This window comes from Ketogulonicigenium vulgare WSH-001 (assembly GCF_000223375.1).
GTDB lineage: Bacteria > Pseudomonadota > Alphaproteobacteria > Rhodobacterales > Rhodobacteraceae > Ketogulonicigenium > Ketogulonicigenium vulgare.
In genome coordinates this window covers 1520677-1547500 of record NC_017384.1, presented here as the reverse complement: position 1 = coordinate 1547500, position 26824 = coordinate 1520677, and the positions used below count along the sequence as shown (strand labels likewise).

The 26824-nt window shown below is 59.2% G+C and carries 18 protein-coding genes, 1 tRNA gene, 2 rRNA genes and 1 pseudogene (1 of these 22 cut by a window edge); 7 read left to right on the top strand and 15 right to left on the bottom strand.

The genetic code is table 11. The features are described from left to right. The 3 genes from KVU_RS07535 to KVU_RS07525 form a co-directional block, all read left to right on the top strand. Nucleotides 1–1979 (top strand): 23S ribosomal RNA (locus KVU_RS07535) (it extends 858 nt beyond the left edge of the window). Between the two features lie 78 nt (nucleotides 1980–2057). After that, nucleotides 2058–2172: ribosomal RNA gene (gene rrf / locus KVU_RS07530) — 5S ribosomal RNA — on the top strand. Between the two features lie 48 nt (nucleotides 2173–2220). Beyond that, nucleotides 2221–2297: transfer RNA gene (locus KVU_RS07525), tRNA-Met, on the top strand. On the opposite strand, the gene KVU_RS07520 is transcribed toward KVU_RS07525, so the two are convergent. From KVU_RS07520 to KVU_RS07495, 6 genes are all read right to left on the bottom strand, one after another. Beyond that, nucleotides 2254–3942: a recombinase family protein gene (locus tag KVU_RS07520; RefSeq protein WP_013384751.1), complete on the bottom strand. Its 1689-nt coding sequence runs from the start codon at nucleotides 3940–3942 to the stop codon at nucleotides 2254–2256. The two genes, KVU_RS07525 and KVU_RS07520, sit on opposite strands and share 44 nt — an antisense overlap. A 32-nt stretch (nucleotides 3943–3974) precedes the next feature. Further along, on the bottom strand, nucleotides 3975–4112 hold the full coding sequence (locus KVU_RS07515) for a hypothetical protein (protein ID WP_156771219.1): 138 nt from the start codon (nucleotides 4110–4112) through the stop codon (nucleotides 3975–3977). A gap of 880 nt (nucleotides 4113–4992) precedes the next feature. After that, complete coding sequence (locus KVU_RS07510; protein WP_236953068.1) at nucleotides 4993–7260, bottom strand: AAA family ATPase; 2268 nt, start codon at nucleotides 7258–7260, stop codon at nucleotides 4993–4995. A 330-nt stretch (nucleotides 7261–7590) separates the two neighbouring features. Then, complete coding sequence (locus KVU_RS07505; protein ID WP_013384749.1) at nucleotides 7591–8757, bottom strand: hypothetical protein; 1167 nt, start codon at nucleotides 8755–8757, stop codon at nucleotides 7591–7593. A gap of 154 nt (nucleotides 8758–8911) precedes the next feature. Further along, nucleotides 8912–9448, bottom strand: a complete 537-nt coding sequence (locus KVU_RS07500; protein ID WP_013384748.1) for a hypothetical protein — start codon at nucleotides 9446–9448, stop codon at nucleotides 8912–8914. A gap of 945 nt (nucleotides 9449–10393) precedes the next feature. Further along, nucleotides 10394–10615, bottom strand: a complete 222-nt coding sequence (locus KVU_RS07495) for a helix-turn-helix domain-containing protein (RefSeq protein ID WP_013384747.1) — start codon at nucleotides 10613–10615, stop codon at nucleotides 10394–10396. 104 nt (nucleotides 10616–10719) lie between these two features. On the opposite strand from KVU_RS07495, the gene KVU_RS07490 reads away from it, so the two are divergent. From KVU_RS07490 to KVU_RS07480, 3 genes are all read left to right on the top strand, one after another. After that, complete coding sequence (locus tag KVU_RS07490) at nucleotides 10720–12171, top strand: hypothetical protein (RefSeq protein ID WP_013384746.1); 1452 nt, start codon at nucleotides 10720–10722, stop codon at nucleotides 12169–12171. A gap of 57 nt (nucleotides 12172–12228) precedes the next feature. Continuing rightward, nucleotides 12229–12807, top strand: coding sequence for a hypothetical protein (locus tag KVU_RS07485; RefSeq protein WP_013384745.1), 579 nt, complete (start codon nucleotides 12229–12231; stop codon nucleotides 12805–12807). A 518-nt stretch (nucleotides 12808–13325) separates the two neighbouring features. Next, on the top strand, nucleotides 13326–15167 hold the full coding sequence (locus KVU_RS07480; protein ID WP_162467589.1) for a DUF927 domain-containing protein: 1842 nt from the start codon (nucleotides 13326–13328) through the stop codon (nucleotides 15165–15167). Nucleotides 15168–15539: 372 nt separating this feature from the next. On the opposite strand, the gene KVU_RS07475 is transcribed toward KVU_RS07480, so the two are convergent. The 8 genes from KVU_RS07475 to KVU_RS07440 all read right to left on the bottom strand — a co-directional run bounded on the left by KVU_RS07475 (nucleotide 15540) and on the right by KVU_RS07440 (nucleotide 24833). After that, complete coding sequence (locus KVU_RS07475; protein WP_013384742.1) at nucleotides 15540–16964, bottom strand: amidohydrolase family protein; 1425 nt, start codon at nucleotides 16962–16964, stop codon at nucleotides 15540–15542. A gap of 28 nt (nucleotides 16965–16992) precedes the next feature. Further along, entirely contained in the window at nucleotides 16993–17871 is an 879-nt protein-coding gene (locus KVU_RS07470) for an ABC transporter permease (RefSeq protein ID WP_013384741.1), read from the bottom strand. Next, entirely contained in the window at nucleotides 17871–18815 is a 945-nt protein-coding gene (locus KVU_RS07465) for an ABC transporter permease (protein ID WP_013384740.1), read from the bottom strand. The genes KVU_RS07470 and KVU_RS07465 overlap by 1 nt, the downstream gene beginning before the upstream one ends. Before the next feature lie 71 nt (nucleotides 18816–18886). Next, nucleotides 18887–20377, bottom strand: coding sequence for an ABC transporter substrate-binding protein (locus KVU_RS07460; protein WP_013384739.1), 1491 nt, complete (start codon nucleotides 20375–20377; stop codon nucleotides 18887–18889). A 33-nt stretch (nucleotides 20378–20410) separates the two neighbouring features. Further along, complete coding sequence (locus KVU_RS07455) at nucleotides 20411–21493, bottom strand: ABC transporter ATP-binding protein (protein WP_013384738.1); 1083 nt, start codon at nucleotides 21491–21493, stop codon at nucleotides 20411–20413. A gap of 10 nt (nucleotides 21494–21503) precedes the next feature. After that, nucleotides 21504–22538, bottom strand: a complete 1035-nt coding sequence (locus KVU_RS07450; RefSeq protein WP_236953067.1) for an ABC transporter ATP-binding protein — start codon at nucleotides 22536–22538, stop codon at nucleotides 21504–21506. Nucleotides 22539–22703: 165 nt separating this feature from the next. Next, nucleotides 22704–23615 (bottom strand): IclR family transcriptional regulator, encoded by a 912-nt coding sequence (locus KVU_RS07445; protein WP_013384736.1) that lies wholly within the window; start codon nucleotides 23613–23615, stop codon nucleotides 22704–22706. A 27-nt stretch (nucleotides 23616–23642) separates the two neighbouring features. Continuing rightward, complete coding sequence (locus KVU_RS07440; protein ID WP_338033822.1) at nucleotides 23643–24833, bottom strand: MFS transporter; 1191 nt, start codon at nucleotides 24831–24833, stop codon at nucleotides 23643–23645. 1001 nt (nucleotides 24834–25834) lie between these two features. On the opposite strand from KVU_RS07440, the pseudogene KVU_RS07425 reads away from it, so the two are divergent. Next, a pseudogene (locus KVU_RS07425) lies at nucleotides 25835–26209 on the top strand (IS5 family transposase); the annotation flags it as partial. A 22-nt stretch (nucleotides 26210–26231) separates the two neighbouring features. Here the strand turns inward: KVU_RS07425 and KVU_RS07420 are convergent. Continuing rightward, the gene (locus tag KVU_RS07420; RefSeq protein WP_257720553.1) at nucleotides 26232–26777 is read right to left on the bottom strand and encodes a sigma-70 family RNA polymerase sigma factor; all 546 of its coding nucleotides are present in this window, start codon (nucleotides 26775–26777) and stop codon (nucleotides 26232–26234) included. Nucleotides 26778–26824 lie beyond the last annotated feature (47 nt).

Genomic DNA, 26824 nt, shown 5'->3' with positions numbered 1-26824 from the left:
AGAGCGTCAGACGAATACCCTCGGGGGTAGAGCACTGGATGGGTAATGGGGTCCCACAGACTTACTGATCCTAACCAAACTCCGAATACCGAGGAGTAATATCTGGCAGACACACGGCGGGTGCTAACGTCCGTCGTGAAGAGGGAAACAACCCTGACCTACAGCTAAGGCCCCTAATTCATGGCTAAGTGGGAAAGCAGGTGGGACGACCAAAACAACCAGGAGGTTGGCTTAGAAGCAGCCATCCTTTAAAGATAGCGTAACAGCTCACTGGTCTAATTAAGTTGTCCTGCGGCGAAGATGTAACGGGGCTCAAGCCATGAGCCGAAGCTTAGGGTGTGCATTTATGCACGCGGTAGCAGAGCGTAGTGTGACATAGCGCAATGCCTCTTCAGCCTTCGCAAGAAGGTTTTGGAGGCAAGGCGCTTTCTGTGAAGCCGGGCTGTGAGGCATCCGGTGGAGAGATCACTAGTGAGAATGATGATATAAGTAGCGACAAAGAGGGTGAGAGACCCTCTCGCCGAAAGTCCAAGGGTTCCTGCTTAAAGCTAATCTGAGCAGGGTAAGCCGACCCCTAAGGCGAGGCCGAAAGGCGTAGTCGATGGGAACCAGGTTAATATTCCTGGGCCAGGAGATGGTGACGGATCTCAAAGGTAGTTCAATCTTATCGGATTGATTGGGCTGCTCAGAGGTCCCTGGAAATAGCCCTCCATAAGATCGTACCCTAAACCGACACAGGTGGACTGGTAGAGAATACCAAGGCGCTTGAGAGAACTATGTTGAAGGAACTCGGCAAAATACCTCCGTAAGTTCGCGAGAAGGAGGCCCGTTCAGTAGGCAACTATTGGGCGGGGGCACAAACTAGGGGGTGGCGACTGTTTACTAAAAACACAGGGCTGTGCGAAGTCGTAAGACGACGTATACAGTCTGACGCCTGCCCGGTGCTGGAAGGTTAAAAGGAGAGGTGCAAGCCTTGAATTGAAGCCCCAGTAAACGGCGGCCGTAACTATAACGGTCCTAAGGTAGCGAAATTCCTTGTCGGGTAAGTTCCGACCTGCACGAATGGCGTAACGACTTCCCCGCTGTCTCCAACATAGACTCAGCGAAATTGAACTGCCCGTGAAGATGCGGGCTACCCGCGGTTAGACGGAAAGACCCCATGCACCTTTACTCCAGCTTCACATTGGCATCAGGCCAAGCATGTGCAGGATAGGTGGTAGGCATTGAAACAGGGACGCCAGTCCTTGCGGAGCCATCCTTGAGATACCACCCTTGCTTTGCTTGATGTCTAACCGCGGTCCGTTATCCGGATCCGGGACCCTGTGTGGTGGGGAGTTTGACTGGGGCGGTCGCCTCCCAAAGTGTAACGGAGGCGCGCGAAGGTTGGCTCAGACCGGTCGGAAATCGGTCGTCGAGTGCAATGGCATAAGCCAGCCTGACTGCAAGACTGACAAGTCGAGCAGAGACGAAAGTCGGCCATAGTGATCCGGTGGTCCCGAGTGGAAGGGCCATCGCTCAACGAATAAAAGGTACGCTGGGGATAACAGGCTGATGATGCCCAAGAGTCCATATCGACGGCATCGTTTGGCACCTCGATGTCGGCTCATCTCATCCTGGGGCTGGAGCAGGTCCCAAGGGTATGGCTGTTCGCCATTTAAAGAGGTACGTGAGCTGGGTTTAGAACGTCGTGAGACAGTTCGGTCCCTATCTTCCGTGGGTGTAGGATACTTGAGAGGAGTTGCCCCTAGTACGAGAGGACCGGGGTGAACGGACCACTGGTGGACCAGTTATCGTGCCAACGGTAGTGCTGGGTAGCTATGTTCGGACAGGATAAACGCTGAAGGCATCTAAGCGTGAAGCCCCCCTCAAAACAAGGTATCCCTGAGGACCGTGAAAGACCATCACGTCAATAGGCTAGAGATGTAAGTGCAGTAATGCATTCAGTTGACTAGTACTAATCGTCCAATAGGCTTGGTTTGATCCAGAAATAGCTCAACCAAATCAAAAAATCATACAAATCAGTATACTTGACAACAAAAATGATGCTTCTTTCCCGGTCTGGTGGCCATAGTGGCCGTTAAACACCCGATCCCTTCCCGAACTCGGAAGTTAAGGGCGGCTACGCTGATGGTACTGCGACTTAAGTCGTGGGAGAGTAAGTCACCGCCAGACCTGATAAGAAGCATCTTCTCTCTCTCAATACGATCAAAATCCCAACAACGCGGGGTGGAGCAGCCCGGTAGCTCGTCAGGCTCATAACCTGAAGGCCGCAGGTTCAAATCCTGCCCCCGCAACCAGAAATTCTATACTTTCTGTAACCGTCTGTTCGCAGACGGTTTTTTGTTGTCCAGACATCAAGTCCGCGCCAAGACTCAAGGCCAGAATACCCGCAAGATCGCCGTGGAGCGTCAGATCAAGGCTCATCCGCTTGCCCTTCGTCGGCACCGGCATCGCCACGATCTTATCGATCAAGCTCCGGATCGCTTCCCGCGCCTCGCTCTCCTGATCCGGGTCCGTCAGTCCGGCGATCAGCCCCCGGATGCGGTCGTGGTAGGTATCGGCCATCTTCGGATGAATCCGCACGGCGGCATTCCGGGCAGGGGCTGCGGCGAGGTCCCGCTCCAACTGTTTCTGACGGATCTCCAGCTGCTCCATCTTCGCCTTGATCCGCTCGGGCGGAAGACCGGAGAGCAGGGCGTTTACCAGGGCGTCTTGGTCCTTGACGACCTTCGCCAGCTCCTTCTCCTTCACCGCGCGGTCATCGGTGTGGCGTGCGGCCAGGTGATTGCGCTCGGCGATGTATTCTTCGGCGAACACCTTCAACAGGTCCGGATCCATCAGCCGATCCGATAGGGCGGTCAGTATCCTACCCTCCAGCTCCTGCCGGGAAATGCCGGTGCGGTTGGTGCAGACCGAGGTGCCTTTGTTGCGTGAGTTGCTGCAACCGAAGCGATCCTTCCCGATGGTGGAGAAGCCACCACCGCAGCCGCCGCATTTGACGAGGCCGGAAAGCAAGAAGCGCGGCTTGCGCCGTTCCCAAGCCTCGCGGTCGGTCTGTTCGATCTTACGGCCTTCCTGCCTGGACTTGACCTGGTCCCAAAGGTCCTGCTCGATGATGCGTAGCTCTGAGACGTCCGTAATGATCCAGGCAGATTCCGGATTGGGACGTGCTTGCCTCTTGCCTGAAACCGGATCAGGGACGAACTGCTGGCGGTTCCACACCAGACGGCCGATGTAGATCTCGTTGTTCAAAATGCCGGTGCCGCGTTTGGAATTGCCGTGGATGGTGGACTTGTCCCATTTGCCACCGCGCGGGCCTGGGACGCCTTCACGGTTGAACTGATCAGCGATCCGGTTGGGAGACATCCCCTCTGCATAGGCCGTGAAAATCCGCCGAACTACGGCGGCTTCATCTTCGTTGATCTCGCGGTCGCCCCGTTTGATCTCGCCATCTTCGGTCAAATGTCGCAGCACCCGATAGCCATAGGCATTGCCGCCGCCGGATTTGCCGGCCTCGACCCGCCCGCGCAAACCGCGATGGGTTTTGGCGGCGAGATCCTTCAGGAACAGGGCGTTCATCGTGCCTTTGAGCCCGATATGCATCTCGTTTACCCGGCCATCGGCGAGCGTGAGAATGTCTACGCCTGCAAAGGACAAGTTCTGGTAGATTGTGGCGATATCGGCCTGGTTGCGCGATAGACGATCGAGGGCTTCCGAGAGCACAATGTCAAAACGATGCGCGCGCCCGTCTTGTAGAAGGCGCTGGATACCGGGGCGTAGGATCATGTTCGACCCGGAGAGGCCTGCATCCTCATAGCTGCCAACGATCTGCCAGCCTTCGCGCGTGGCGCGTTCTCGGCAGAGCCGGATCTGGTCTTCGATCGACGCTGCGTTTTGCAGGTCCGAAGAATAACGGGCGTAGATTGCAACGCGCATGGTCATGGGCGGTCTCCCCAAGCGGCAGAAGTGTCACATCAAAGATTGTCGCCCTCGGCGGCGTGATCGGCGCGTGCGGCATCGCGGGCCAGCGCCCGGACGAGGGTGAGCAATTGGTCGCGATGGTGATCGGCGATCCGATTACCGGCAAGGGCTTTGTCGATCGGAGATGCCACGGGGGCAGGGGCCGACTGCGTGGCGCCGTCCTTCGTGGCAATATCTCTCCGGTCTCGCGCCATGGGCCGAGTTGCTCCCTGCGCCGGAGGGCATAGCCCGTCGGCGTTCGCTGATGATGATCCTGTGTGCCATCGGTGATCCGACGGCTGTTAAGATGATCATAAGGCATGGGATGGGGCTCTCTCAGCGGAAAACACGGATATCAGGGCTCATGGATGTGGATAACTAACTGAAAATACGTAAATCTCATCCTCAAGAGGGTTAGTCGGGATCGGAGGCGGCTTATGGGCTAGCGCGCCGAACGCATCCGGAGCACCGTGCGGGCCGTCAGCCGGGCGCAGTCGACCATCGGGCGCGAATTATCCGGATTTTGGGAACGCGCGGACAGGGTGAATTGGTCCGGCCGCGCGTTTTGTCCTGACCTGCACTGTCAGACACCGCCGTCACCCGTGCGCGCCGGGCGTTTGTCGACCCTGCTTACGTTTATTACGGTAGGTCGGCGATGTCGGGCTCCAGAATGCGGGACATCGCGTCAGGGGCCGCCGACGATCTGAGACAGCCCGTATCTCTCTCTTGCGCGGATCCTGCTCTTCGTTGATTTGGCTGCATCGGCGCGCCGTGAGGCTGACGCGTTTATGGGTCTTTTAGTTTTTGAGTTCTTTGTTCTCTTTGTTCTCTTTGTTCTCTTTCTTTTTTATTCTTCGGGGGATGGAGTGGACGGCGGGCTTAGCCCGCCGCAGCAGCGCCGTCTTTTGATTTTTTGGTTTTAACCGGCGGTCGATGCCGCCGTCTTACTGCCTTTTTTGTTGGTTTGTTTGCGCAGGTGAGAGTCAGACAAGGTCCCGCGTGATCGCCCGCGCACACGCCATATAGCTGTCGCTATTGCGCAAGCGGTTCGGCGTGCATGTCTGGGTTTTGGGCCGGCGTCCCACCTTGGACCCTTGCGAGCCAGCCTTCTGCCTCGACACTGTCCATGTCGCGAGACGCGGCCAAGGCCTCAGCCATCTCTGCGAGGAGGGCACGATGGGTGCTGAGGATCTGCATGGCGCGCTTCTCGGCGCCTTCAAGTTCGCGTCTGACCCGAAACAGCATATCGGGATCAAGGACAAGTTGGGTCTCGGGATCTTCGGTCCAGACCGGTCCTTGAGCGCCCAGCCCATAGCGCATCTGGATCGACGTTGCGATTTTTGTCGCATGGGACAGGTCGGAATCTGCGCCGCCGCCCGCACCGGCCGAGATGTCACCAAGCACGAGGCGTTCGGCGGCACGCCCGGCCAGCAGTTGCGCCAGGTGATCCTGCATGTCCTGCAATACGCCGTGCTTGGCTGAGGCTTCGAGCACGGTGCCGCCACCGCCCTCTCTGGCGAGGAACACCCGTTTGACAGGCCCGAGATCCAGCGCGGCACAGGTGATGGCATGGCCGCATTCATGCAAGGCAACGCGGCGGTCGATGGCGGGGTCATGGGTGAGCCGAAATACCTGCTGGAGATCTGAAAGGGTCATGTCCCGCTTCGCCCCACGGGCCATTGCTCGCGTCTGCCGGATCGCCGCGTCGACATCGGCAGCGGAGCAGCCGGCGGCGCGCGTCGCCAGATCGCGCAGATCGGCTTCACGCCAGTCTGGCAGGCACGCCCGGAAGACGCTGTAGAGCCCTTCGACATCGGGCAGGGGCACGTTGACGCGCATGTCGAAACGTCCCGCGCGCAACACCGCGGGGTCGATCATCTCGGGGTGATTGCTGGTGCCCACGACAACGACGCCTTCCTCGCGTGCAATCGCGTCCATCTCTGAGAGAAAGCTATTGATGACCTGAGTGCGGTAGCTGCGATTGTGCTGTTCGGGGTCTTCGCGCGAGCCGACAGCGTCGATCTCGTCGATGATCAACACAGTTGGTGCTTTCGAGCGGGCCTCGCGGAAAGTCCGCTGCATCTCGCGCAGCATGTCGCCCAGATGGCCGGCGGCCTGCCATGCGCCGAATGTCCCCGTCACAACCGAGAAACCTGCGCTATTGCCCATCGCGCGCGCGATCCAGCTCTTACCGGTGCCGGGTGGGCCGTAGAGCAGCAGCGTCCTCGTCAGGTCCTGCCAAGCCACTTCGCCGGTCTTCCATGCGCGCAGGTCGCGCACGATCTGGCGCGCGCCGAGCAGCGCCGGCGTGTCGCCATGGATGTCCTCGAGCCAAGGGCCGTCAGCCGGGGCGCGCGGGGCTTTGTTTGTCAGCGTCGCGAGCCGTTCGGCGACGGCCTTTGCGGTAGGTGCGCGCATTGCGAGGCTCAGTGACAGGTCATCAAGGCCCGAAATCTCTCGATCGTTCGAGAGGGCCGTGCGCACCGCGGTCTCGTCGATACGGCCCGTCGCACTATGGGTGGCCCGCAAGGCAGCGATCAGAATGTCGATCGACAGAGGCGCATATGTCCGGCGCTGGATAAGTGATTGCTGCAGCATGGCGGGCACAGTCGCCTCATCTGGCCAAAGGACCACGATCGGGGCGCGCATGTCGACAGCGCGCGCGAGATCAGCCGTAAATGCGCTCACGGCACGTTCAGAGACTTTGTTGTTCAGGATGTCCGGGCTGAGCAGCAGGAGATAAGGCTTATCGCGTGGCAGGCGACCAAGAGACAGAGCGACGGACATGTCCGGCGGGAGAAAATGCTGCATGAGCCGATTGAGCTGTGTGATGAGATCATCCGGAACGCGTTCGATCATCGTGATCGCGCCTGGCGTCAGCATGGCGTCGCGATCGCTGAGGCTGCCAATACTGGCGGCGAGGCGCAGGAGCGGGAAGAGCTTGCCCGCGGGGAGCCGGATTCCAGGTTGCGACTTTCCATCCGAAGCGGTTGCGGCGGGATCGCCGCCGGCCTCCGCAATAGCGTCAAATTCTTCGGGTGAGATGTTCTGCGCGACAGGGCTGGCGTCCAAAGCATTCAGCATAGACGATCCCGGAGGCGACATTGCGGCCTCCAGAAGTTCGGGCAGGTCCATGTCTTCCGGGTCGAGGCACGGATCCCACGATGAGCTCAGCCGGTCCGTCAGATCTGCTGCGAGGCGGCGGATGGCGTGACGCGCAAAGGGCCCCCAAGAGGGATGATTGAGGGTTCCGGATTCAGGTTTGGCGGTCTTGTTCGTGTTTGCGTTTGTCTGAGTCATGGCAGGATTGCGAGTATGAGGGGGTAGGCCATCCGTTGTTCCGGATGGCGGAGGGGCGGCCCGCAGAGGGAGGCCGTGATCCCGCGAAATAGGTGCGGCGGCGGTGCAGATGGGACGGCGCGCGCAGATCCGGACGTTTGTCTGGTTCAGGCGTGTTTTATCCGGGGGCACCCGGAATCCGGGATCAGCACTGGTGGGCGCCGTCGCATGGGGCGGCGCGGTCCGGATTCCGGATCGCCCTGCAGAGCGGCTATGAGCTGAGATGCTCCACGCATCCGGAGACGCCGATAAGTGGTAGATTGCGATCCGGACGCACCGTGGCGACAGGCCTTATCTGGTGAGGCCCCAATGGCGACGCAGGATCGGATTCGGGTCGCGTGGATCGGTCATGGGACGCCGCCTACGCCGTGGTTGGCCGCGTGCCGGAGACCGATTGTTCAAAGCGGTGGACGACTGCGATTCCGGGTTGTTCCGGGCGTCCGTATGGATGCGGGACGTGGTTTGAGGCGGGGCAGCGGCCGTATCCGAATTCCGGATACGAACGGCATCCGTGATCTCGACTTCGATCCGGTCAAGTGTATCTTGAAGGATGGAAAGCGACACAGGCCTGTAGATCTCGGACACCACATTCATGAAAGCTTGGTATTCCGAGTTGGGAACCAAAGCTTCCGGATGCTGCCGGCTGAGGCGGGCATGGGCGGCCTTCTCGTGGGCGCAGGCGTCGTGGCCAGTAGGCATGGCCACGACCCGGAGCACCTCGACGGTAGCATTTTTAGGAAGTCCTAACTGGTGTTTGTGTCTCTTTACGGGATGAGAAGAATATCCCAATTTGAGATAGTGCCTCTTGGTCTGGGGGTGACGGATGTCGAGCAAGTAGATGTAGGACGGTTTAGCTGTCCAAGATTCGCCGCAACCGGCGCAGTCGCACTGGCCCCAGCGCAGGTTCGCCACCGCGATCCGCTGTTCGTGGCCGCAGCCGTGACGGTAGAGGCGGTAGTTTGCATTGCCTTGAGGGTCGCGCCCGATGCGCTGCCAGCCGAAACGAGAAGCTTCGGCCTCTTCACGATGAACAAGACAGTTCTCGCAGCGGATGGCGACGGTGCCAGAGGCAACACGTTCAACAAAGCTGACTTGGCGGCGCACGTCGTGGCCACACGGCAGGCCATAGTATGCGTAGTGGCGGTGTTCCGGATCTCGACCGCGCCAGGTCAGTCCAGCTGTCAGGGCCGTCTGACGCCAGCGGGATTCGACACAGTGCGGGCAGAGGGGCTGTGCAGTCATCACCACAGAAACGCGCGACACATGGACGTCGCCGCAGCTCTGACAGCGCAGCGCGACGTGCAGGCGGTCGCGGACGCGGGCCAGAATGTCGAAGCGCTTGGCGTGGGCGGTCTCGGCCCAATGGACATGCACCTTGCCGGGATGGACGACGAGCGGAAGATCGGAAACCGAAAGCGGTGTAAGGTCATCACTCAAAGAAAAGTTAGTCTTGAGCATAGTTAGCCCTCCCGAAAAAAAACAGGATGAGGAACGCCAATGGTGGAATTGCTACGCGAGGGGCGCAGCAGTATGCCGTTGGCAAACGGAGTATGAAGATGCGGGGGCGTGGCTGAGGCGGCCGACCTACACACAGACCATCAGGGCCTGATGCTCAGGCGGCGGTCGCCCACATCGTATCCGCGGTGACGGATGGAGCTACCATCTCACCCGTGGCGGAGAAATCGGTAAAGTCCGACAATGTGGCAAGCGCATGCAGGTGCTGGTCAAAAGCGGCGATCAGAAGGTTGACACGGTGTGCGGTAAGGTCGGGACCGGAGCAGTGGAAAAGCTGGTAGAAGCGCGCGGGCAGGGCGGCGATGGCACAAAACTGCGTCGCGCTGTCGCTCTGGATCAGCATCTGGGTCAACTCAGCGTAACGCCGCAGAGGCATATCCTCAGCGCGCAAGATGGGCGCAGCGTGCAGTGCGCTGATCGCATCGAGAACATGCGCGCGGGCTCGCTCCGCATCGCGGATCCACGCATCGCAAGACGGATCAACGCTGTCGCAATGCTCAAGGTCACGTTCCGCTTCAATGTAAGACGCAAGATTGCGCATCACAGCCCCAAACTTGACGGTCATCGGCGTCGCGCGGAACGAAGCCGCCACTTTTGGAAAGCGAAAAGATGTCGTAGAGATACAGTCAGCCATGTTGGTCTCCTCAACCGAGATTAGGGTGGTCAGGTCCCCGTTGATGTTACCGCATCAATGGGGATCGCTTGATTTGTGTAGGTATTGTATATACATTCAATAGCGAGATGTAAAGAGGTTGTATATACAAAATGAAAGAAAATAAGACCGCGCAGGTTAATTTACGGATTACACCGACATTAAAGGCTGCAGCGGATGAAGCAGCGAGCGCAGATCAACGATCTTTGACATCTCTTATTGAGAAGCTGCTTACTGACTATCTCGTGGATCGCGGCTATCTAAGAAAGTGATCTGGTGGACTAACAGTTGGCGGTGGTTCCGAAATGCGCTTTCGTTGCGGCCATCTGCATTCCCGAACTGGGGGCATAGTTGCAATGAGATCGGCATAAAAGCGCGATCAGTTACAATCAGGACGCTGCAAGCCAGTTTAAGATTTCTGCGTTGCTCAAGCCGACCCTGCTGCGCATAGCCTGTATCGCTACTTAGTCGGGATGAGTGAGGCTATCTGCACCATCAAGTTGAGCATTTATTCCTCAGCTAATCGAGCCGAAACCGACCGCTTGATCGGCTCGAAAAGCAAAAATGTAAACGTCGGCCCCCTGAGCTCGAGTTTATTTTGTTCGATAATATGGGTTGGAAGGGCTTGAAGCCTTGCTATCGAGCTTAAATTCATCGCTCGTTGGTCATTCAGCTGAAGTGAATTTGCGATGACAAGTCACAGCGTTGGATCATGTTGCAGTGATGTCGGAAGGGTGTCACTGACAGACTTGACTGGCCTGTTTTGCCAGTCCGTCAAAGTGGCTCCGTTGGTATTATCATGCAATTTCATGCTTCGGCTTCCAAGAACCAGGACGTGTATTCTGCGTGATATCCACCAGTTAGATACTCAGCTCGCGTCGTTAGTTTGCGGCCCCTACGTCCCAATCCGACAAGCAGCATGCCAGTTCAGGTTTCGTCGTTCTGCGGCGTTATCAGCTCGACATGGCTGACGCCGAGTGCTTGCGCGAGTTCATAGAGCGTTATGATAGTAGGATTGCGCTGACCGCGCTCGAGCCCACTGATATACTGCTGACTGAAGCCTGATCGCGCTTCAACGTCCTCTTGCGTGAGGCCCTTCGCCTGACGCAAGCGTGCAAAATTTCCACCAACCAGACGACGCATATCCATGCATCTGCAGTGACAGTTTCGGCTTTTCTTTTTTACATACTATAATATGTATTTAGCATGTGAACGCGTAAGACTGATAATTGTGAACGAATCTGGATAGATAGATGCTGCTGAGATCCTTGCTACTGACCGCCTGCCTGACATGCTTATCGACAACCGGACGGGCAGAACTCGTCGAATTCCCAGAGGATGGATTTTGGTGGTCAGTCGCCAGAGCAATCTATGACAGGGAGCCAGATTTCGACGCAGAAGCTAGACGGTCGGATATCTTCCGAAACGCGGACGAATTTGCACGTGATGATGTGCTGATCCAAGAGATTGCGCGCCTGCAGCAACAACACATTGCTATGACGACTGACCTACAAGTGCGATTGCGCGTCGATGTCAGGCTAGACGATTATGATTCCGCGCGAGGCGGTTTTCCGATCAGCTTGTTCGAGCCCGGCACATATCTCGGCGTAGGCCATGGGCTGATCTTCGGCAATTCTGCGGATTACGCTGTTCTGAAGATGGATGTTGCAGAGGCGCGAGCTTTACGAGAGCGCGAGGCGCAGGGCGGCCGGAAAGTTGGAATACTGACGCTTGGCGATTTTGATCGCGCCCCTGGCAATGGCCGGATGTTGATGGCCAATGTCTATAATTTTGAATACTTCGATCAAGCTGACAATCTGCTGGCGAGCCTATCGGTTCAGCCCGAGGAACGCGATCTTGATCCAGTGGCGCAGGCGCAGCTTGTCTCTCAAACGCAAAGCGATCTCTTAGAAAGCATTGGTCTCCCGCCGCTCGGATCTGGTTGGGATGTGGTGCGTGATGCACTCGTTCAAAACTATGATTATGCAATCTCAGATATGCTCTACTCAGACGATGCGCGTTTTAGGCTCGAAGTGGGCCAGGTCAGCGTCGACGAAACATCAGACGCGAGACGGTTGCGCGTCGGATTTGGCAACGCCCCCGACTTGGTCAGTCAAATGTTCGCATTGCAAGCGCCAATGGCCCGTATGCGCATCCCGCAAGGTCAGATCGACGTTGGCTTTACGGGTCGAGGTCTCGATTGCGGCACGCCCGAAATACTAGATGCGTGTGGCGTTCTCATTTTCGATAAGTTGGGTGGATCCTGGATTCTAACGGGCGCTGAAGGGGTGCGCGAGCTCGACACGCTTGATTACATTCAGGCGGTTCCGACTATCGTAGGTGACGATATTTTCGCCTTTGTGCGCACGGATCAGCATGTTGCATATCCCACGAACTGGGTGGCCGGCAGGACAGACGAGCAGTCGTCAGGGTCTGCTGCGCTATCGGCGCGGTATACTCTGGGTGCGGCGCTCGAGTCCGAACCTCGCTATGTCCGCCCGACCGAGCATTGGCGCACGCAAAGCGTCAACCACGAAGTGACGCTCTATGCGGTCGACGGCGCGAATGGGCGCACGCCAGTGATCTTTACGATGGCACTCCCACTTTCTGATCAGCCGTCTGCCAAAGATTCACAGGCCGCTCCAACATCACGGTCCTCCACGACACCGCCGCCTTTCGGCACGATGCCATTTGGAAACCAATGACGTTGCTGAACTACGAGGATCCCACGACGCTACACAGTATATTCGGAAGAAGAACACATGGCTTTTAAACAGAAGACCGCACGCCTGGATCAAGGCTTCGACATTCAGCCACAGGACGATGGATCAACCCGGCTGACGGTGCGGGGCTCGGGCCTCGGGGCCTTGCTGCTGTTGGCGGTGTTCGTATGGATGCTCTTGCTCTCGATGCTCATTGGATCCATGCTCCTGCCCATCATCAATCCGCAGGCGAAAGCTTGGCTGCTGCCATTCATCATCCTGCCTGTAGCGCTTACGCTCGCGTGGCAGCTATTCCGACTGCGATCTTTCGAGATGACGATCGCAAACGAGGGCATCCGGCAGGGATCGACGCTCTATCCGATGAGCGAGATCAGCGAGGTCTTCATCGACAACAGCCGTGGGGGCGACGCGGTCGTATCGGGCGTGGTTGTCGGCGGCGCATTTGCTGTGGCCTCTCAATCCGCCGTGATCGGCGCGAACCGCTGGTGGCGTCGGCGCCTCGCGGCTGTGTCGTATCGCGTCAATCTGCGCCATGGACGCAGGGTGGTGCGTCTGGCATCCGCGCTGGATGAGGACAAGGCGACGGCGCTCTTCAACTATCTGACGCGCCGGCAGTAACGAGGCACCGTGGGGCCAGGGCGCGACATTCCCCCGCGCCAAATATCTGTCGAATTGCTTTGAGTTCCTTATCAAATTCAAGTTGCGATAGAGCCATAAAACAGCCGTCCCATCATGATGTGGGACGGCTTTTCCCGTCAATTCATGTCGATAAACGCGGCACTGTCATATTCCTAAGGATAGGCTAGCTGGATCGGTTGCTGCCCTCTGCCACTGATTGGGATAGCCGGCGCCGTGGTCCGGCACCCCAGCGATGAAAATCGCCTGCGCCCGAAAATAAACCGATATCTCTCTGTGCATCGCGTTGCTTTTGCGCACTTGGACAGTTGGACAGGGGCTTGCCGGTCCAAGTGTCCAGCTGCCCAAGTCCGCGCGGGTCTTTAAGTGGGTTCGAATGTTGTGCGGGGAGGGGCAGTTTTGCTGGGTCGTGCGATTTATGTGGATAACCGAACATAGCTGACGGACTTTTGGCATCAAGCGGGTAAAATCGGCGCATCTCCCTCGAAATGGATCAGCCAATGCCCCACAGCGCACCCGCGTCCGAATTTGTATGTCTTTCCGCAAATGCCAACCGTGATCAGGGTGACTGGCAGCGCTCTGGCGCAAGCTCCTCTGAGGAAGACCTGCGTGTCGATATTACTGGGCTGCCGGAGGGCTATACCTATGATCATGCGCGCCGGGCGATCTGTATTGTTAATCGTCGCGGGGCTGAGCCCTTGTGCGGACCACTGCGGGTCGCGATAAGCTTGCGGAATCCGGCAGGGACAGCACGCGCCGTCGTCATCGAATACTTGGACATCGAGGATCGCCGCCGCACGCTGGTGATCGCGGCGGGCGATCTTGTGAGGTCGGCATCCGATGTCGCTGCGCAGCTGGCCGAGCGGGGGCTGGCAGTCATGGGGACCCCGTCGCAACTGGTGCGCCTGCTGCGGCAATGGATTCCTGCGCGTGACGGCTGGTTGGCGACCGAGGCGGGCTGGATTACCGTGCCAGGTCAACGGGCTTATCAACTGCCAAACGGAAGCATCTTGTGTGCATCCAAACAGCGGATGCCCGTGATCGGTCTGAAAGACGGGGCGCATGCCGAAAACACCGTTTCCGGCAGTCTTGAGGGCTGGCGCAACGGCGTAGCCGCGCTGGCGCGTGGCAATCCGCTCGCGATGTTTACCATCTCGGCCGCGCTCGCAGGTGCGATCCTTGAACCGCTCGGCGTGGAGGGCGGTGGCTACAATGTCCATGGCGGCACGAGCAGCGGCAAAACGACAGTGCTGATGGCCGCGCAAAGTGTATTCGGCCCGCCGGATGACATGATGCAATGGCACGCAACAGAGAGCGCGTTTGAGGCTGCCGCGCGCAGCGCAAAGGACGGGGCGATGATCGTTGATGAAATTCCGACACGAGATCGCGGCGTGACAAAGGCAATCGGGCGGGTGCTTTATATGTTGGCCAACGGCACCGGCAAAAAGCGCAGTAATATGAGGCTCGCGGATGTCCGCCCCGCTGATTGGCGCACGATGCTGCTGACAAGCGCCGAAGCAAGCCTGACCGAGATTCACGCGGCGGCTGGTTTGGATATGCCAGAGGGCCTCACGGTGCGTCTTGCCGACATTCGCGCCAAGTCGTGGGTTTATGGCGGGTTTGCGGAGATACATGGTTATGATAGCCCGGCCTCATTCTCGGATGCCCTGAAATCCATGGCGCGGCGAGATTACGGCCATGCAGGCCCTGCCTTTCTCAAACGACTCATTGCTGCAGAGCATGCAGGCGAGGGCGACAAGTTGCGGCAACTCTATGTGATGATCCTTAGTGATTTACAGCAGAAGATCAGCACGGGTCTTGATCGTCCGCTTGAAGGTCCCGAGACTCGCGTGCTGCGCAGGTTTGCGGCAGTATCGCTTGCGGGGCAAATCGCATCGCGCTGGGGTATAGTCGCGTGGACGCCGCAAGAGATGCGCAATGCCACTGCCGAGATTGCGAATCGTTGGCTGGCGCAGCGTCGCCAGCAGCTTGCCCAGCCAAGCGCCGAAGTGATTGGGCGCATCCGCGATTATCTCTCGCAGCACATGGATCGCTTCGCGGATTTGGGCGCTGGCACCTTCGACGCCGGGGTCCACGACGGTTGGTATGATGCCGAAACGATCGCCCTCTCGACCGAGGTCTTTGCCGAGATCATGCAGCCGATGGCAGCGCGCACAGCGGCGCGGGAACTGTTGGCGAAGGGCGCGCTGATCCCCGGCGGTGAGGCGCAGTCCCTGCAGCAGCGTCGATCGCCTCGGATCGATCCGAACAGAGGCAGGGAATATTGGGTTAGGAAGGCGGCCGTCGGACTAGACGCATGTTCAGGACGACAGGACAACTGATCTACTCCGGTTTTTCCGAAGGATGGTTTGGGTTATCTATTATGACCCGTCTGAATCCACTCATTTCAAGCCGCTAGTGCGAATGCCTGCGCTTGCGGTGTGCTGAATGCTGTCGGATTGCGGGGGGAATTGTGGGCGAACCTCGCTCCCCTAATGAGGAAACGATCATGGGCGGCGTTATCAACGCTCCTCTGAACCATGCCTCCCAGCATGTATGATCACCTTCATCAGCGAAGAAAGTATCATTAAGTCTTTGATTTATTAAAATATAAGGTATTTCGTGGGGTGAGTTAAGTCAGCGCGATTGCGCCGCTGAGCCCACTGGCGGGGCAGGCGGGTGTAATCACGCCGCGCCTTGGGGGCCCGCGTTGATCAGCCGGTAAAACGGTGGGTGATCAACTCGCGGCGACCCGCATTCTCTAGCACCGTCAGCGCGGTGTCGCGCAGCGCTTTGGCGGCGCTGCGGGCGCTGGGGTTCAGCAGTTTGAAATCCCATTTCTGCAGGGTGCCATTGACCCAGATCGCCTCGATATTGGCGGCATCGGCATAGCCGACGACCGCCTCGACCGGATCAAGGCCGGGGGTCAGGTTCGGCGCCAGCGCATCAACCATGACGATATCGGCCTTTTTCCCGAGTTCGAGCGAGCCGATGAAGGCCTCCATCCCCACGGATTTGGCATTGTCGATGGTCGCCCATTTCAGCGCCTCATAGGCACCGGGATTTTTGCGCGGCGGCAGCGGCATACCGCGATAGACGGCATTGGTCGCGGCTTGGCCGGGGCCTTTGGACACAGCATCGCGGGAGATATTGTGGAATAGGCGGTCGATCATCAGTGATTGGCGCATCGCCTCGAGCATCGAACCTGCCATCGCGCTTTCGGAATCGTTCCCGATCGAGGGGCGCCCGCCCAGAGCAATCACGCGCGAGACCAGCGGCGCCTTGGACCCGCCCGAGATTTCGGTCGAGGATGTCGCGGTGATCGTGCAGTCGTTGTCCAGCAGCAAGGCGATCTCGTCATCCTCCATGGAATTGGCATGCACCACATTATGCTTGCCGGTCAGGATGCCTTCCGCTTTCAGCCTGCGATAGCCGCCCTCGACCTTGCCGGGCTTTCCGGACACATGCGCCGACGACCACAGCCCCAGCTCATCCGCCAGCGCGAAATCCTGACGGCAGATCTCGACCGGCGAATAATCGGGGCCAAGGATTCCCAAGGCCAGACCCATCATGCCGCCATCGCTGCTGTGACGGGCGCGCAGGCGGCGCGCCTCGGCGGCGGGATGCGGCACTTGCGAGAAATGCACCTCGCCCTCATGCGGCAGGGTTTTCACCGTCCCGTGGATGAACAGGCTGCGGATACCGGCATCCTGCAGCCCCTCGATGGCGGCATCGGAATGGTCGGGCGTGCGGTTGCCGTGGCACCATTCAAAGACAGAGGTGACGCCACCGTTCAGCAGCGACAGCCCGCCCGCGAATTCCGATAGACGCATCTGATCGGGCGTGAAAACCGGCACGAATTCGGTCTGCATATGCAGGTGATGCTCGACCCCCGTCCAATCCATACCATAGCCGCGCAGGGCGGTTTGCCACATATGGATATGGGCGTTGATCAGGCCGGGGATGATGATTTTATCCGTTGCATCAATAACCTGTGCGTCATGGCCAGCGCCTGCGATGGCAGTCTCGCCAATGGCTTTGATCGTCTCGCCCTCGAAAAGAATGGCAGCATTGGCGAGGATGCGGTCATCCTTGTCCATGGTGACGATGGTGGCGTTGCGGATAAGGGTCTGGGACATGATCTGCTCCTGTGTCAGGCGAGGGCGGTTAGCTGCGCGGGTCAAGCGCATCGCGCAGCCCGTCGCCCAAAAGGTTGAACCCCAGCACGGTCATAAAGATCGCGATACCGGGAAAGGCGGACATCCAGGGCGCTTGCATTAGGAAGTCCTTGGCGGTGTTCAGCATCGATCCCCAAGACGGGGTCGGGGGCTGGATGCCGATGCCGAGAAACGAGAGCGAGGCCTCGGCGATGATAGCGGTGGCGACGGTGATCGTCGCCTGCACCACGATTGGGGCCAGCACATTGGGCATGATATAGCGCAGGATGATCCAGACATGCGGCAGGCCGATGGCGCGGGCGCCTTCAACGAAATCCTCGGTGCGGGCGACCAGCACCTGGCCGCGCGTCAGGCGGATAAAGATCGGCGTTGCGGCGACGCCGATGGCGATCATCGCATTGGTCAGCGACGGGCCCAGAAATGCTGCCAGTGAGATGGCGAGGATCAGCGAGGGGATCGCCAGCAGCGCCTCAGCAAAGCGCGAGATGACCATATCGGCAAAGCCGCCGAAATAGCCTGCGATCAGCCCGATCGGCACGCCAAGGATTACCGCAACCAAGACCGAGACCATCCCCGCCGCCAGCGAGGCACGCGCGCCATAGGCAATACGGGTGAACTGGTCGCGGCCCAGCTGGTCGGTGCCGAAAATATGCGCCCAAGACGGGCCTTGGCGGATCGCGGAATAATTCGGGGCGGCTGGGTCATAGGGCGTCAGCAGCGGCGCGAAAATCGCCAGCAGCACGAACAGCAGCACGACGCCGGCACCGATCAGCGCGCCGCGATTGCGCATGAAACGCTGCGCGCCGCGGCCAAGGCGTAGGCGAGGCAAAGCGGGGGCGGCGGTGGTCGGGGTGAGGGGCTGGCTCATCAGGCGTGCCTCAATTTGGGATTGATCAGAATGTAGAGGATGTCGGCCAGCAAATTCAGCAGGATAAAGCTGACAGCTGTGCACAGGACGACGCCTTGGACAACGGGATAATCGCGGGTGAAGACGCCATCGACGATCAGCTTGCCAAAGCCCGGAATGGTGAAAATCTGCTCGGTCAGCACAGCGCCGGCCATCAATTCGCCAAACAGCAGCGTGACCATGGTCACAATCGGCATCAGCGCATTGCGAAAGGCGTGTTTCAACGTGACGACGGGGCGGCGCAGCCCCTTGGCGCGGGCGGTGCGGATATAATCCGAGCGTAGCGCACCGATCATCGCGGATCGCGTATGGCGCATCAGATAGGCGGTGATCGGGGTGGAGAGCACAAAGGCGGGCATGATGACCGAGCGCAGAAACGCCCCCGGATCGTCGGTGATCGAGACGAAACCCGCCGAGGGCAGCCAGCGCAATTGCACCGAGACGACCATGATCAGGATGATGCCCAGCCAGAAATTCGGGATCGACATGCCTGTCAGGCCCACGGCATTGATTGCGGCATCCGACAGTTTTCCCTGCCGCGCGGCGGCCAGAATGCCCAGCGAAATGCCGGTGATCATGGCGATCATCATCGCCGTCGCCGTCAGTTGCAGCGTGACCGGCAGCTTTTGCACGATCAGATCGGTGACCGGAATGCCGGTGCGCAGCGAATGGCCGAAATCGCCCTGTAGCACGCCCGCCATCCAATAGCCGTATTGCACCAGCACCGGCCGGTCGAGGTGATGCTGCGCACGGATCAGGGCCAGCACTTCGGGGTCGCGCTCCTCGCCCGCGAACATCAGCGCGGGATCACCCGGCAGCAGCTTTTGCAGGCAAAAAATCAAGATCGAGACGAGGATCAGGGTCGGGATCGCCACCAAAAGGCGGCGCAGGATCAGGTTCAGCATTCACGGCTTTCCGGCGATATCCAAGGCGGATGGCTGGTCTTGGCGCTGGATCGCGCGCCAAGACCCTGACTTTATTGCGTAAAGGAGACGTCTTGCAGGCGCACGACGCCATCGGGATGCGGGATGAAGCCGGTCAAAGCCGCATCAAGCCCATAGGAATACCCCTCGGTGTAAAGGAAGACATAGGGCATTTCGGCATTCACCAGCGCCATGGCCTCGCTGTATAGCGCGGTGCGGGCCGCAACATCCGAGGTTTCTTTCGCCGCCGTCCACAGGCGGTCAACCTCGGGGCTGCAAAAGCCGGTGTCGTTCAGCGAGCCGTCGCAATAGATGAAATTGGCGAAATTGCCATCGGGGTCGACACGGCCCGCCCAACCAGCCTGGCCGACCTCGTAATTGCCTTCGGCCAGCGCCGCCTGCATGGCTGAAAACTCGGTCGCGCGCAGCGAGACATCGAAACCGGCCTCGCCTGCCATGGCCTGGATCATCTCCATCAGGCTTTGGGCCAATGTATTGTTTGCGAACAACAGTTCTACTGGCACGCGGTCATAGCCCGCCTCGGTTAGCAAGGCGCGGGCGCGTTCGACATCGCGGCCATCGGCGCGGATCTCGGGGTCATAGGCAAAGTGCATGGGGGCAAAGGGCTGGCGGTTTGGCGTCAGCACGCCGTGGCCCAGCACTTGGTTGATAATGTCGCGATCAATCGCAAGGTCAAAGGCTTGACGGACGCGCAGATCATTGGCCATTGGCGTGTCAGCGTTCAGGTTCACCTCGAGGCCGCGCCAGCCAAGGCTGGGGGCCTCGGCAAGCGCCACATTGCTGTCGCTGCGCATCGAATCCAGATCGGACGGGTCGACCCGTTCGATGATCTGCAGCGCGCCCGAGCGCAGGTTGGCAAGGCGCACGGTGGAATCGGGCACCGGCAGATAGGTCACGCTGTCGAAATGATAACGCTCGGGCTCGTAATAATCGGCAAAGCGGGTCAGGGTGATGCGGTCGTTTTGCACACGGCTGTCAAAGACATAGGGGCCGGCGCAGACAGGGTTTTGCGCAAAATCGCTGCCATTGTTGAAGGCGGTCGGCGATTTCATCATGCCGGGCTGGCCGGTCAGCTGCGACATCAGCGTGCTGTCGGGCGCTTTCAGATGCAGGATGACGGTGAGGTCATCGACCACTTCGACACTTTCGACCGAAGCGAGTTCCGTGCGGCGCAGGCTGTCGGGCAGCGTCAGCGAGCGTTCGAAATTCGCGGCGACTGCGGCGGCATTGAAAGGTGTGCCGTCATGGAAGACCACGCCTTCGCGCAGGTTAAAGGTCAGCGCGGTTTCGCTTTCGTCCAGCGACCAAGCTGTGGCAAGTTCGGGGACATAATTCAGATCGGCATCCACATCGACCAGCGTGTCGCACATGGATTGGAACACGACCTTGCCCACGAAGGTGCGCGAGCGGTCGGGGTCCAGCAGGTCGGGGTCGGACAACAGGCCGATGGAAATGGATTGCGCCTGTGCGGCGCCAGCAATCAGCGCAGCCGTCGAGGCAAAAAGAAAAGTTCTGATGGTCATGGCTCTACTTCGCTTGTCAGGATTACGGGAAAATTAGGGCGTGGTCTGGGCGTCTCGCGCCTGCAGGCTTTGCAAAATCGCCAGTCTTTGCTGCAGCTTGGGGCTATCCTCGGCGGGGGGCAGCGCGATGGGATGAGAGGTCGCGATCTCCTCCCAGAAATGGCAAGCGACCTGACGCCCGCCGTCCATTGCGGGGCTGAGGGAGGGGTCATCCGTGCGGCAGCGCGCCTGCGCAAAGGCGCAGCGGGGATGAAAGCGGCAGCCGGTCGGGATCGCGCCGGCATCGGGCAGGTCATCGGATTCCGCGCTACGCCCGCGCCGCGCCGCAGGGGTCGAGACCGGCACCGCATCCAGCAGGCTGCGGGTATAGGGGTGCAGCGGTTGGCTATAGAGATCCTCGACCGGCGCAATTTCAACGATCCGGCCCAGATACATGACGGCGACGCGGTCGCTCATATGGCGCACCACCACCAGATCATGCGCGACGATGATAAAGGTCAGGCCCATATCCTGCTTAAGCTCTTCAAGCAGGTTGATGATCTGCGCCTGCACCGAGACATCCAGCGCGCTGACAGGCTCGTCGCCGATCACCAGTTCGGGGCTGCCCGCGATAGCACGTGCAATGCCGATGCGTTGGCGCTGGCCGCCGGAAAACTCATGCGGATAGCGGTCGAGGTGATCGGGGCGCAGGCCGACCCGCGCCAGCAATTGGCGCACCCGCACGCGGCGTTCCTGAGCGGTCAGCTCGCCTTTCAGCCAAATCGGCTCGCCAATGATCTGGCCAACGGTCATGCGCGGGTTCAGCGAGGCGAAAGGGTCCTGAAAGATCAACTGCGCCTGCTCGCGAAAGCGGCGCAAAGCCTTGCCGCGCGCCTTGCGGACGTCACGGCCGTTGAACAGTACCTCGCCCTCGGTCGCCTCCAGCAGGCCCAGCACCAGACGCGACAGGGTCGATTTGCCGCAGCCGCTTTCGCCGACGATGGCCAAAGTCTCGCCGCGTTTGACGTCGAAACTGACGCCATCCACAGCGCGCACGTCGCGCTTTGGCGAAAACGGGCCGGGGCGGCTCGTGAAGACCTTGGACAGGTTTGAAACTTCGAGGATATTCTCGGTCATGGCGGGCGCCTTAGGAAGCAGCTAGCTGGAGGGCATAGGATTCAATCGGCGCGTGCCAGCAGCTGACCATGTGGCCGGGGTGGTCGATGGCACGCAGCGGCGGCAGCGTAGCGCAGGTGGCGCTGGCCAGCGGACAGCGCGGCGCGAACCGGCAACCAGCGGTCAGATTGGCCTGCGCGGGGACGGTGCCCTCAATCGTGGCCAGCTTGCCCGCGCGTTTGCCCATCGCAGGCGTCGCGCCGAATAACCCGACCGTATAAGGGTGCTGCGGATCCTCGAATATCTGCTGCACGGGGCCGGTCTCGACCACGCGGCCCGCATACATCACCGCCACGCGGTCGCCGACCTCGGCCACGACACGCAGGTCATGGGTGATCAGCACGACGGCCGTGCCGGTTTCTTGCTGCAACTGTTTCAGCAATTGCAGGATTTGCGACTGGATGGTCACATCCAGCGCGGTGGTCGGCTCGTCCGCGATCAGCAAATGCGGCTTGTTCACCAAAGCCATGGCGATCATGACGCGCTGGCGCTGGCCGCCCGACATCTGGTGCGGATAATAGCCGAACCGCTTTTCCGGCGCGGGGATGCCGACGCGGCGCATAATGGCGACAACTTCGGCGCGCATTGCACTGCCGGTCAGGCCGCGATGGCGGGTCACAGCCTCGCCGATCTGCGCCCCAATCGTATAGGCGGGGTTCAGCGAGGTCATCGGCTCTTGAAAGATCATTGCCACATCGTCGCCGCGCACATCCTCGATCGCGCGCTCGGCCATGGTGAACAGATCATTGCCGTTGAACAGCGCCTGGCCTTTGATCCGCGCCGTATCCGGCAGCAACCCCATCACGGCAAGCGAGGTGATGCTTTTGCCGCAGCCGCTCTCACCGACAAGGCACAGGGTTTCCCCCTTGCTGACCGAGAATGAGACCTCGCTGACGAGATCGGGAAGCTGCGGCCCTGCGAAAGAAATCGACAGGTCACGCACTTCGATCACGGCACTGCTGGGATTTGATGGGCTATAAGTTTTCATATTGCTGATATTTGTCATCCTAAATTTCATATAAATGAAATTCATGGATATCGCTACAGATACATGAAAAATCTATGTCAATTATTTCGGCTTTACCGACCGTTTGCACGGATAATAGCAATATTTGCACATAAAATATGCAAATATTATTATGAATAAGTCAGTAAATTTAATATTGTGAAATTATCTCAGAATCGAAGAGATTTCGCGCGCACAGAGGGCCAGCTCTTGCTGAGTTTCGCGGATACGTTCGCGGCTGCTGCTTTCGCTGGGCTGCAGGGTGCCAATCGCGCCGATGATCGCGCCAGCATTATTGCGCAAAGCGCAGGCAAGGCCAAGCACCCCGGGTTTGAACTCGCGATCCTCGACCGCAAAGCCGTGGCGGCGGATCTGGCGCAGGCTTTCGACCAGATCAATCAGCGAGACAATCGTCGTCGGGGTAAAGGGCGTCAGGCCAAAATCCGCGACGACGCGGGCGATCTCGGGTTCAGGTAGCCAGGCCAATATGGCCTTGCCAAGGGCGGTGCCGTGGCTGGCGGTTGCGATCTCGGTGGCCGAGGCATCCCAGCTGATGCCGCCGTCGAATTGGCGCAGAATGGTCAGGCTGGTGCGATCCATCGTCGCGAGCAAGACGGTGCAGCCAAGGCGTTCCGACATCGCGGCCAGATAACCTTCGGCCTCGCGCGCAAGGTCAAAGCGCGCGCCGCGCCCACTGGCGAGTTTGTGGATCGATGCGCCCAGCGAATAGGATTTGCCCTTACTGCCGCGCGTGACATAGCCGCGCTGCGTCAGCGTGCCCAAAAGGTGGTGGCAGGTCGAGACCTTGAGCCCGGCGGCGGCGGCAATATCCTGCAGACGCATCTCTTGCGGTGCATCGGCCAGAATTTCCAGCAAATCCAGTGCGCGGTCGACGGATTGGATCATCGTCGTATCCCGTGCGGGTTCAGTGGGTTGCGCGTCGGGGGCGGGCGCTATGCGGCCTTGGCTCGGCTCGGAGGCGTCGACACGGGTGCGGTCGCTGGTGATATCCTCGGGCTCCAGACGGCGCGGCGCTGCTGTCGGCACATGACTGGATAAGCGGTTAAACGAGGACACGATGCTCCACCCTATATTTCTTTACTCTCAATCGCATGACTGGCGCGGTGCAGGCAAGCCTTGACCCGCATGGGCCAGTAGGATCGACGTTGCGCCCAATGCGACACCCGCGGTGCAGACCGCCATCCAGCCCCCCAATGGCCACAGCAGCGCGCCAATCAGCGTGCCGACAAAACCGCCCGCAAAGCGGCTGCTCATGTAGATCGTGTTCAGGCGGCTGCCGGCGGCGGGTTCCATCCCCAGGATCTGCGCCATCGAAGCGACGTGACTGGTCTGCATCCCCAGATCCAGCAGCATGATCGCAGGCACCAGCCACAGCAGATGTAGGGGCGCCAGGGTCATGGTTGCAAAGCCCGCTGCCATCAGCGCGCCGCCAAGCGCGACGATGCGATGCGCGGCTATGCGGCGTTGCGGCCGTCCGGTGAACTGCGCCGCGATAACGCCAACCGCACCGATAGGCGCAAACCAACCGGCATAGATCGCAGGTGAATCAAGGCCTTGATCCGCAATCAGGAAAACCAGCCGCGACCAGAACAGGCTAAATGCGGCGAATTGCGCGGCCGCAATCAGCGACAGGCTGCGCAGCTTGGCGTGGCGCTGCACCAGCGGCCCGAGCGAGCGGATCAACGCGGCATAGCTGCCTTGATAGCTGGGCGGCAACGGCGGCAACGTGCGGCGCAGCAGGATCAGCAGTGCGATCATCGTCGCCGCTGCAATGGCATAAAGCCAGCGCCACCCCAGCGTGCCGCCCACAATACCGCCGACAAAGCGCGACAGGATGATCCCCAGCAGCAGGCCGCCTAGGATGCGCCCGACGGCAGCGCCGCGCTGATCGGGCGGTAATATCTGCACCGCGGCGGGTGGCAGGATCTGCGGCACGATCGAGCTGATCCCGATCGCCGCCGCCAGTGGCAGCAGCGCCGCCCCGCTGGTGGTCATGGAAAACGCCAACATCATGGTGGCGGCCAGCAACAGCAGTACGGTCAGCATCCGCCGTTTGTCCATCAGATCGCCCAGCGGCAGAATCAGCAGCAGCCCCAGCGCATAGCCAGCCTGCGTCAGTGCGGCCGCAATGGCGGCGAGGCTTTCGCTGATGCCCAAATCTGCTGCGATGGGCACCTGTAGCGGCTGGATATAGTAGTTATTGGCGACAATCATTCCCGCTGCAACGGCGAGAATTGTCGTCAGATGAGGCGATGTGCAGGCGCGAGAGGGCAAAAGATACTCCGAGATAGTATTCTGTATTGTGATAAGAATATGATTCGAATTTCACAACATTGAATATCGATCTAAGCGTTATGGAAAGCTGTTAGCTTGCGCTTTTCAAAAATCCCCGAAGATTGCCGGTTCGCGGTTTGATCGGCGCAAGTAAATCCTACCGATTGACCTTCTTTGCGTAAGCCACTTCGGTCTAAATCGATAAGCGCCACGCTTGATGCCAAAAGTGTGGGTCTGCGCGCACGCGGCTTACTGATTGCGGTGAACAGGTCGCCACGGCCCCTGATCTTTGTGATGTGCGGCCTGCGAGGCAGTGAAACCATCCCATGGGCGTGGCCATCAGGTTGCTGTCTGCTGATCAAGACGCTGAATGATGTGGAAAGACAAAGCCGTAAACTGCCTCGATGCGGGGTGTATCGGCCGCGTATTGATCTATGCCAAGCCGCGAAACCGTGCCGCAAGCGAATTTGATCGCCCGGCTGTCAGATTGTGCAACATCGCACCGCAATTTCGGCCCGCCGCGCCAAGGCTGGTTACAACGGCCAATCAGCCCGCGCTGTAGCCCAAGGCACGCACTGCGCTTGCCCCAAGTCCGCCGATCCCATTGCGCCGCCGAATCTGTCGGCACCAGTGACGGCGCCCGCAAAGGTCAATGCGGGCGCTGTTGCGCGGGGTTCTGATCACCCGCACGAGATGCAAGGCGCAGGTAAAGGATTATGCGCATCGCGCTGCGTTGGCTGAACATTGGCGCGATAAAAATCAAAGCAGCGGAAAGGCTAACCCTCCCGCTGCTGTACGTCTACTCTGCGGCGGTCAGTTTCTGTGCCGCCTCAAGGTCTTCGCGCAGAACCTCAACATCTTCGATCGAGACAGCTTGTGCGCTATTGCCCCAGCTGAGGTGCGGTAGATGGTGATCACCGCTGCGCCCAAATTAGTCCGCCGGATCAAGATGAACAGACGCATAATGATGCTAAGTCTGATCTGCCTCAGCAATCAACTGGCACAAGGTAGCCGATGCTCAGGGCCGCCCGATCCGCATGTTCGTCATCGCAGGACGCGTCAGCGATTACACCGGTGCAGCTGCCATGCTGCGAAGCCTGCCGCAGGCACAATGGATGCTGGCCGACCAGGGCTATAATGCTGACTGGTTCACATATGCCTTGAAAGGCAAGTGGATAAAGTCATGCATTCCCGGCCGGAAGGGCAGGACGAAATCCGTCAGGCACGATAAACGTCGCTATAAGCGCCGCAACCGTATCGAGATCATGTTCGGCAGGCTCAAAGACTGGCGGCGGGCTGCCACAAGATACAACAGGTGCCCCATTGTCTTCCTCTCGGCCATCGCCCTCGCAGCAACCGTCATCTTCTGGCTTTAAAGTTATTGAGTCTGGAGCCTAATTAAGCTTCGCCCAATTCTAGCTTGAGGGCAGCTCGACCTCTACTGATGCGGCTTTTCAGTGTTCCGATGTTGCAATCTGCAATTCGGCAAGCGTCTTCATACGTTTCACCCTGCACCGTAACAAGCAAGAGAGCCACACGATATTTCGGCCGGATACGAGAAAGTGCAGCAGCCACTTCCTTTGTTCTAATATTCCAATAGCTAAGATTTGAATTGTCTATAGGGGATGGTAAGCGATCTTCGCTCACCGCTGGACTCTCACGGCGCGTTACTCGCCATGCGGAGTAAAACCGATTTCTCATGATAGTGAATAGCCAAGCTTTCAAATTAGTGCCCGGCTGGAACTGGTGGGCTTTAGCTATCGCACGTAGGAGTGTGTCCTGCACCAAATCGTCTGCGTCGTTAGCATTGCGACAAAGTACATTTCCACGCTTTCTCAAGCTGGGAAGCAGTAACAAGATTTGATCCGTGGTTGTGAGAGAATTCCACTCTTCGAGTTCGCCGTAAAAACTGTCGGGTCGTGAGTCGGGATTGCTTAGACGCACTAAGTCGTTTGTGATTATAGTCACAGCTTTCTCCTCGCGTTGACCTT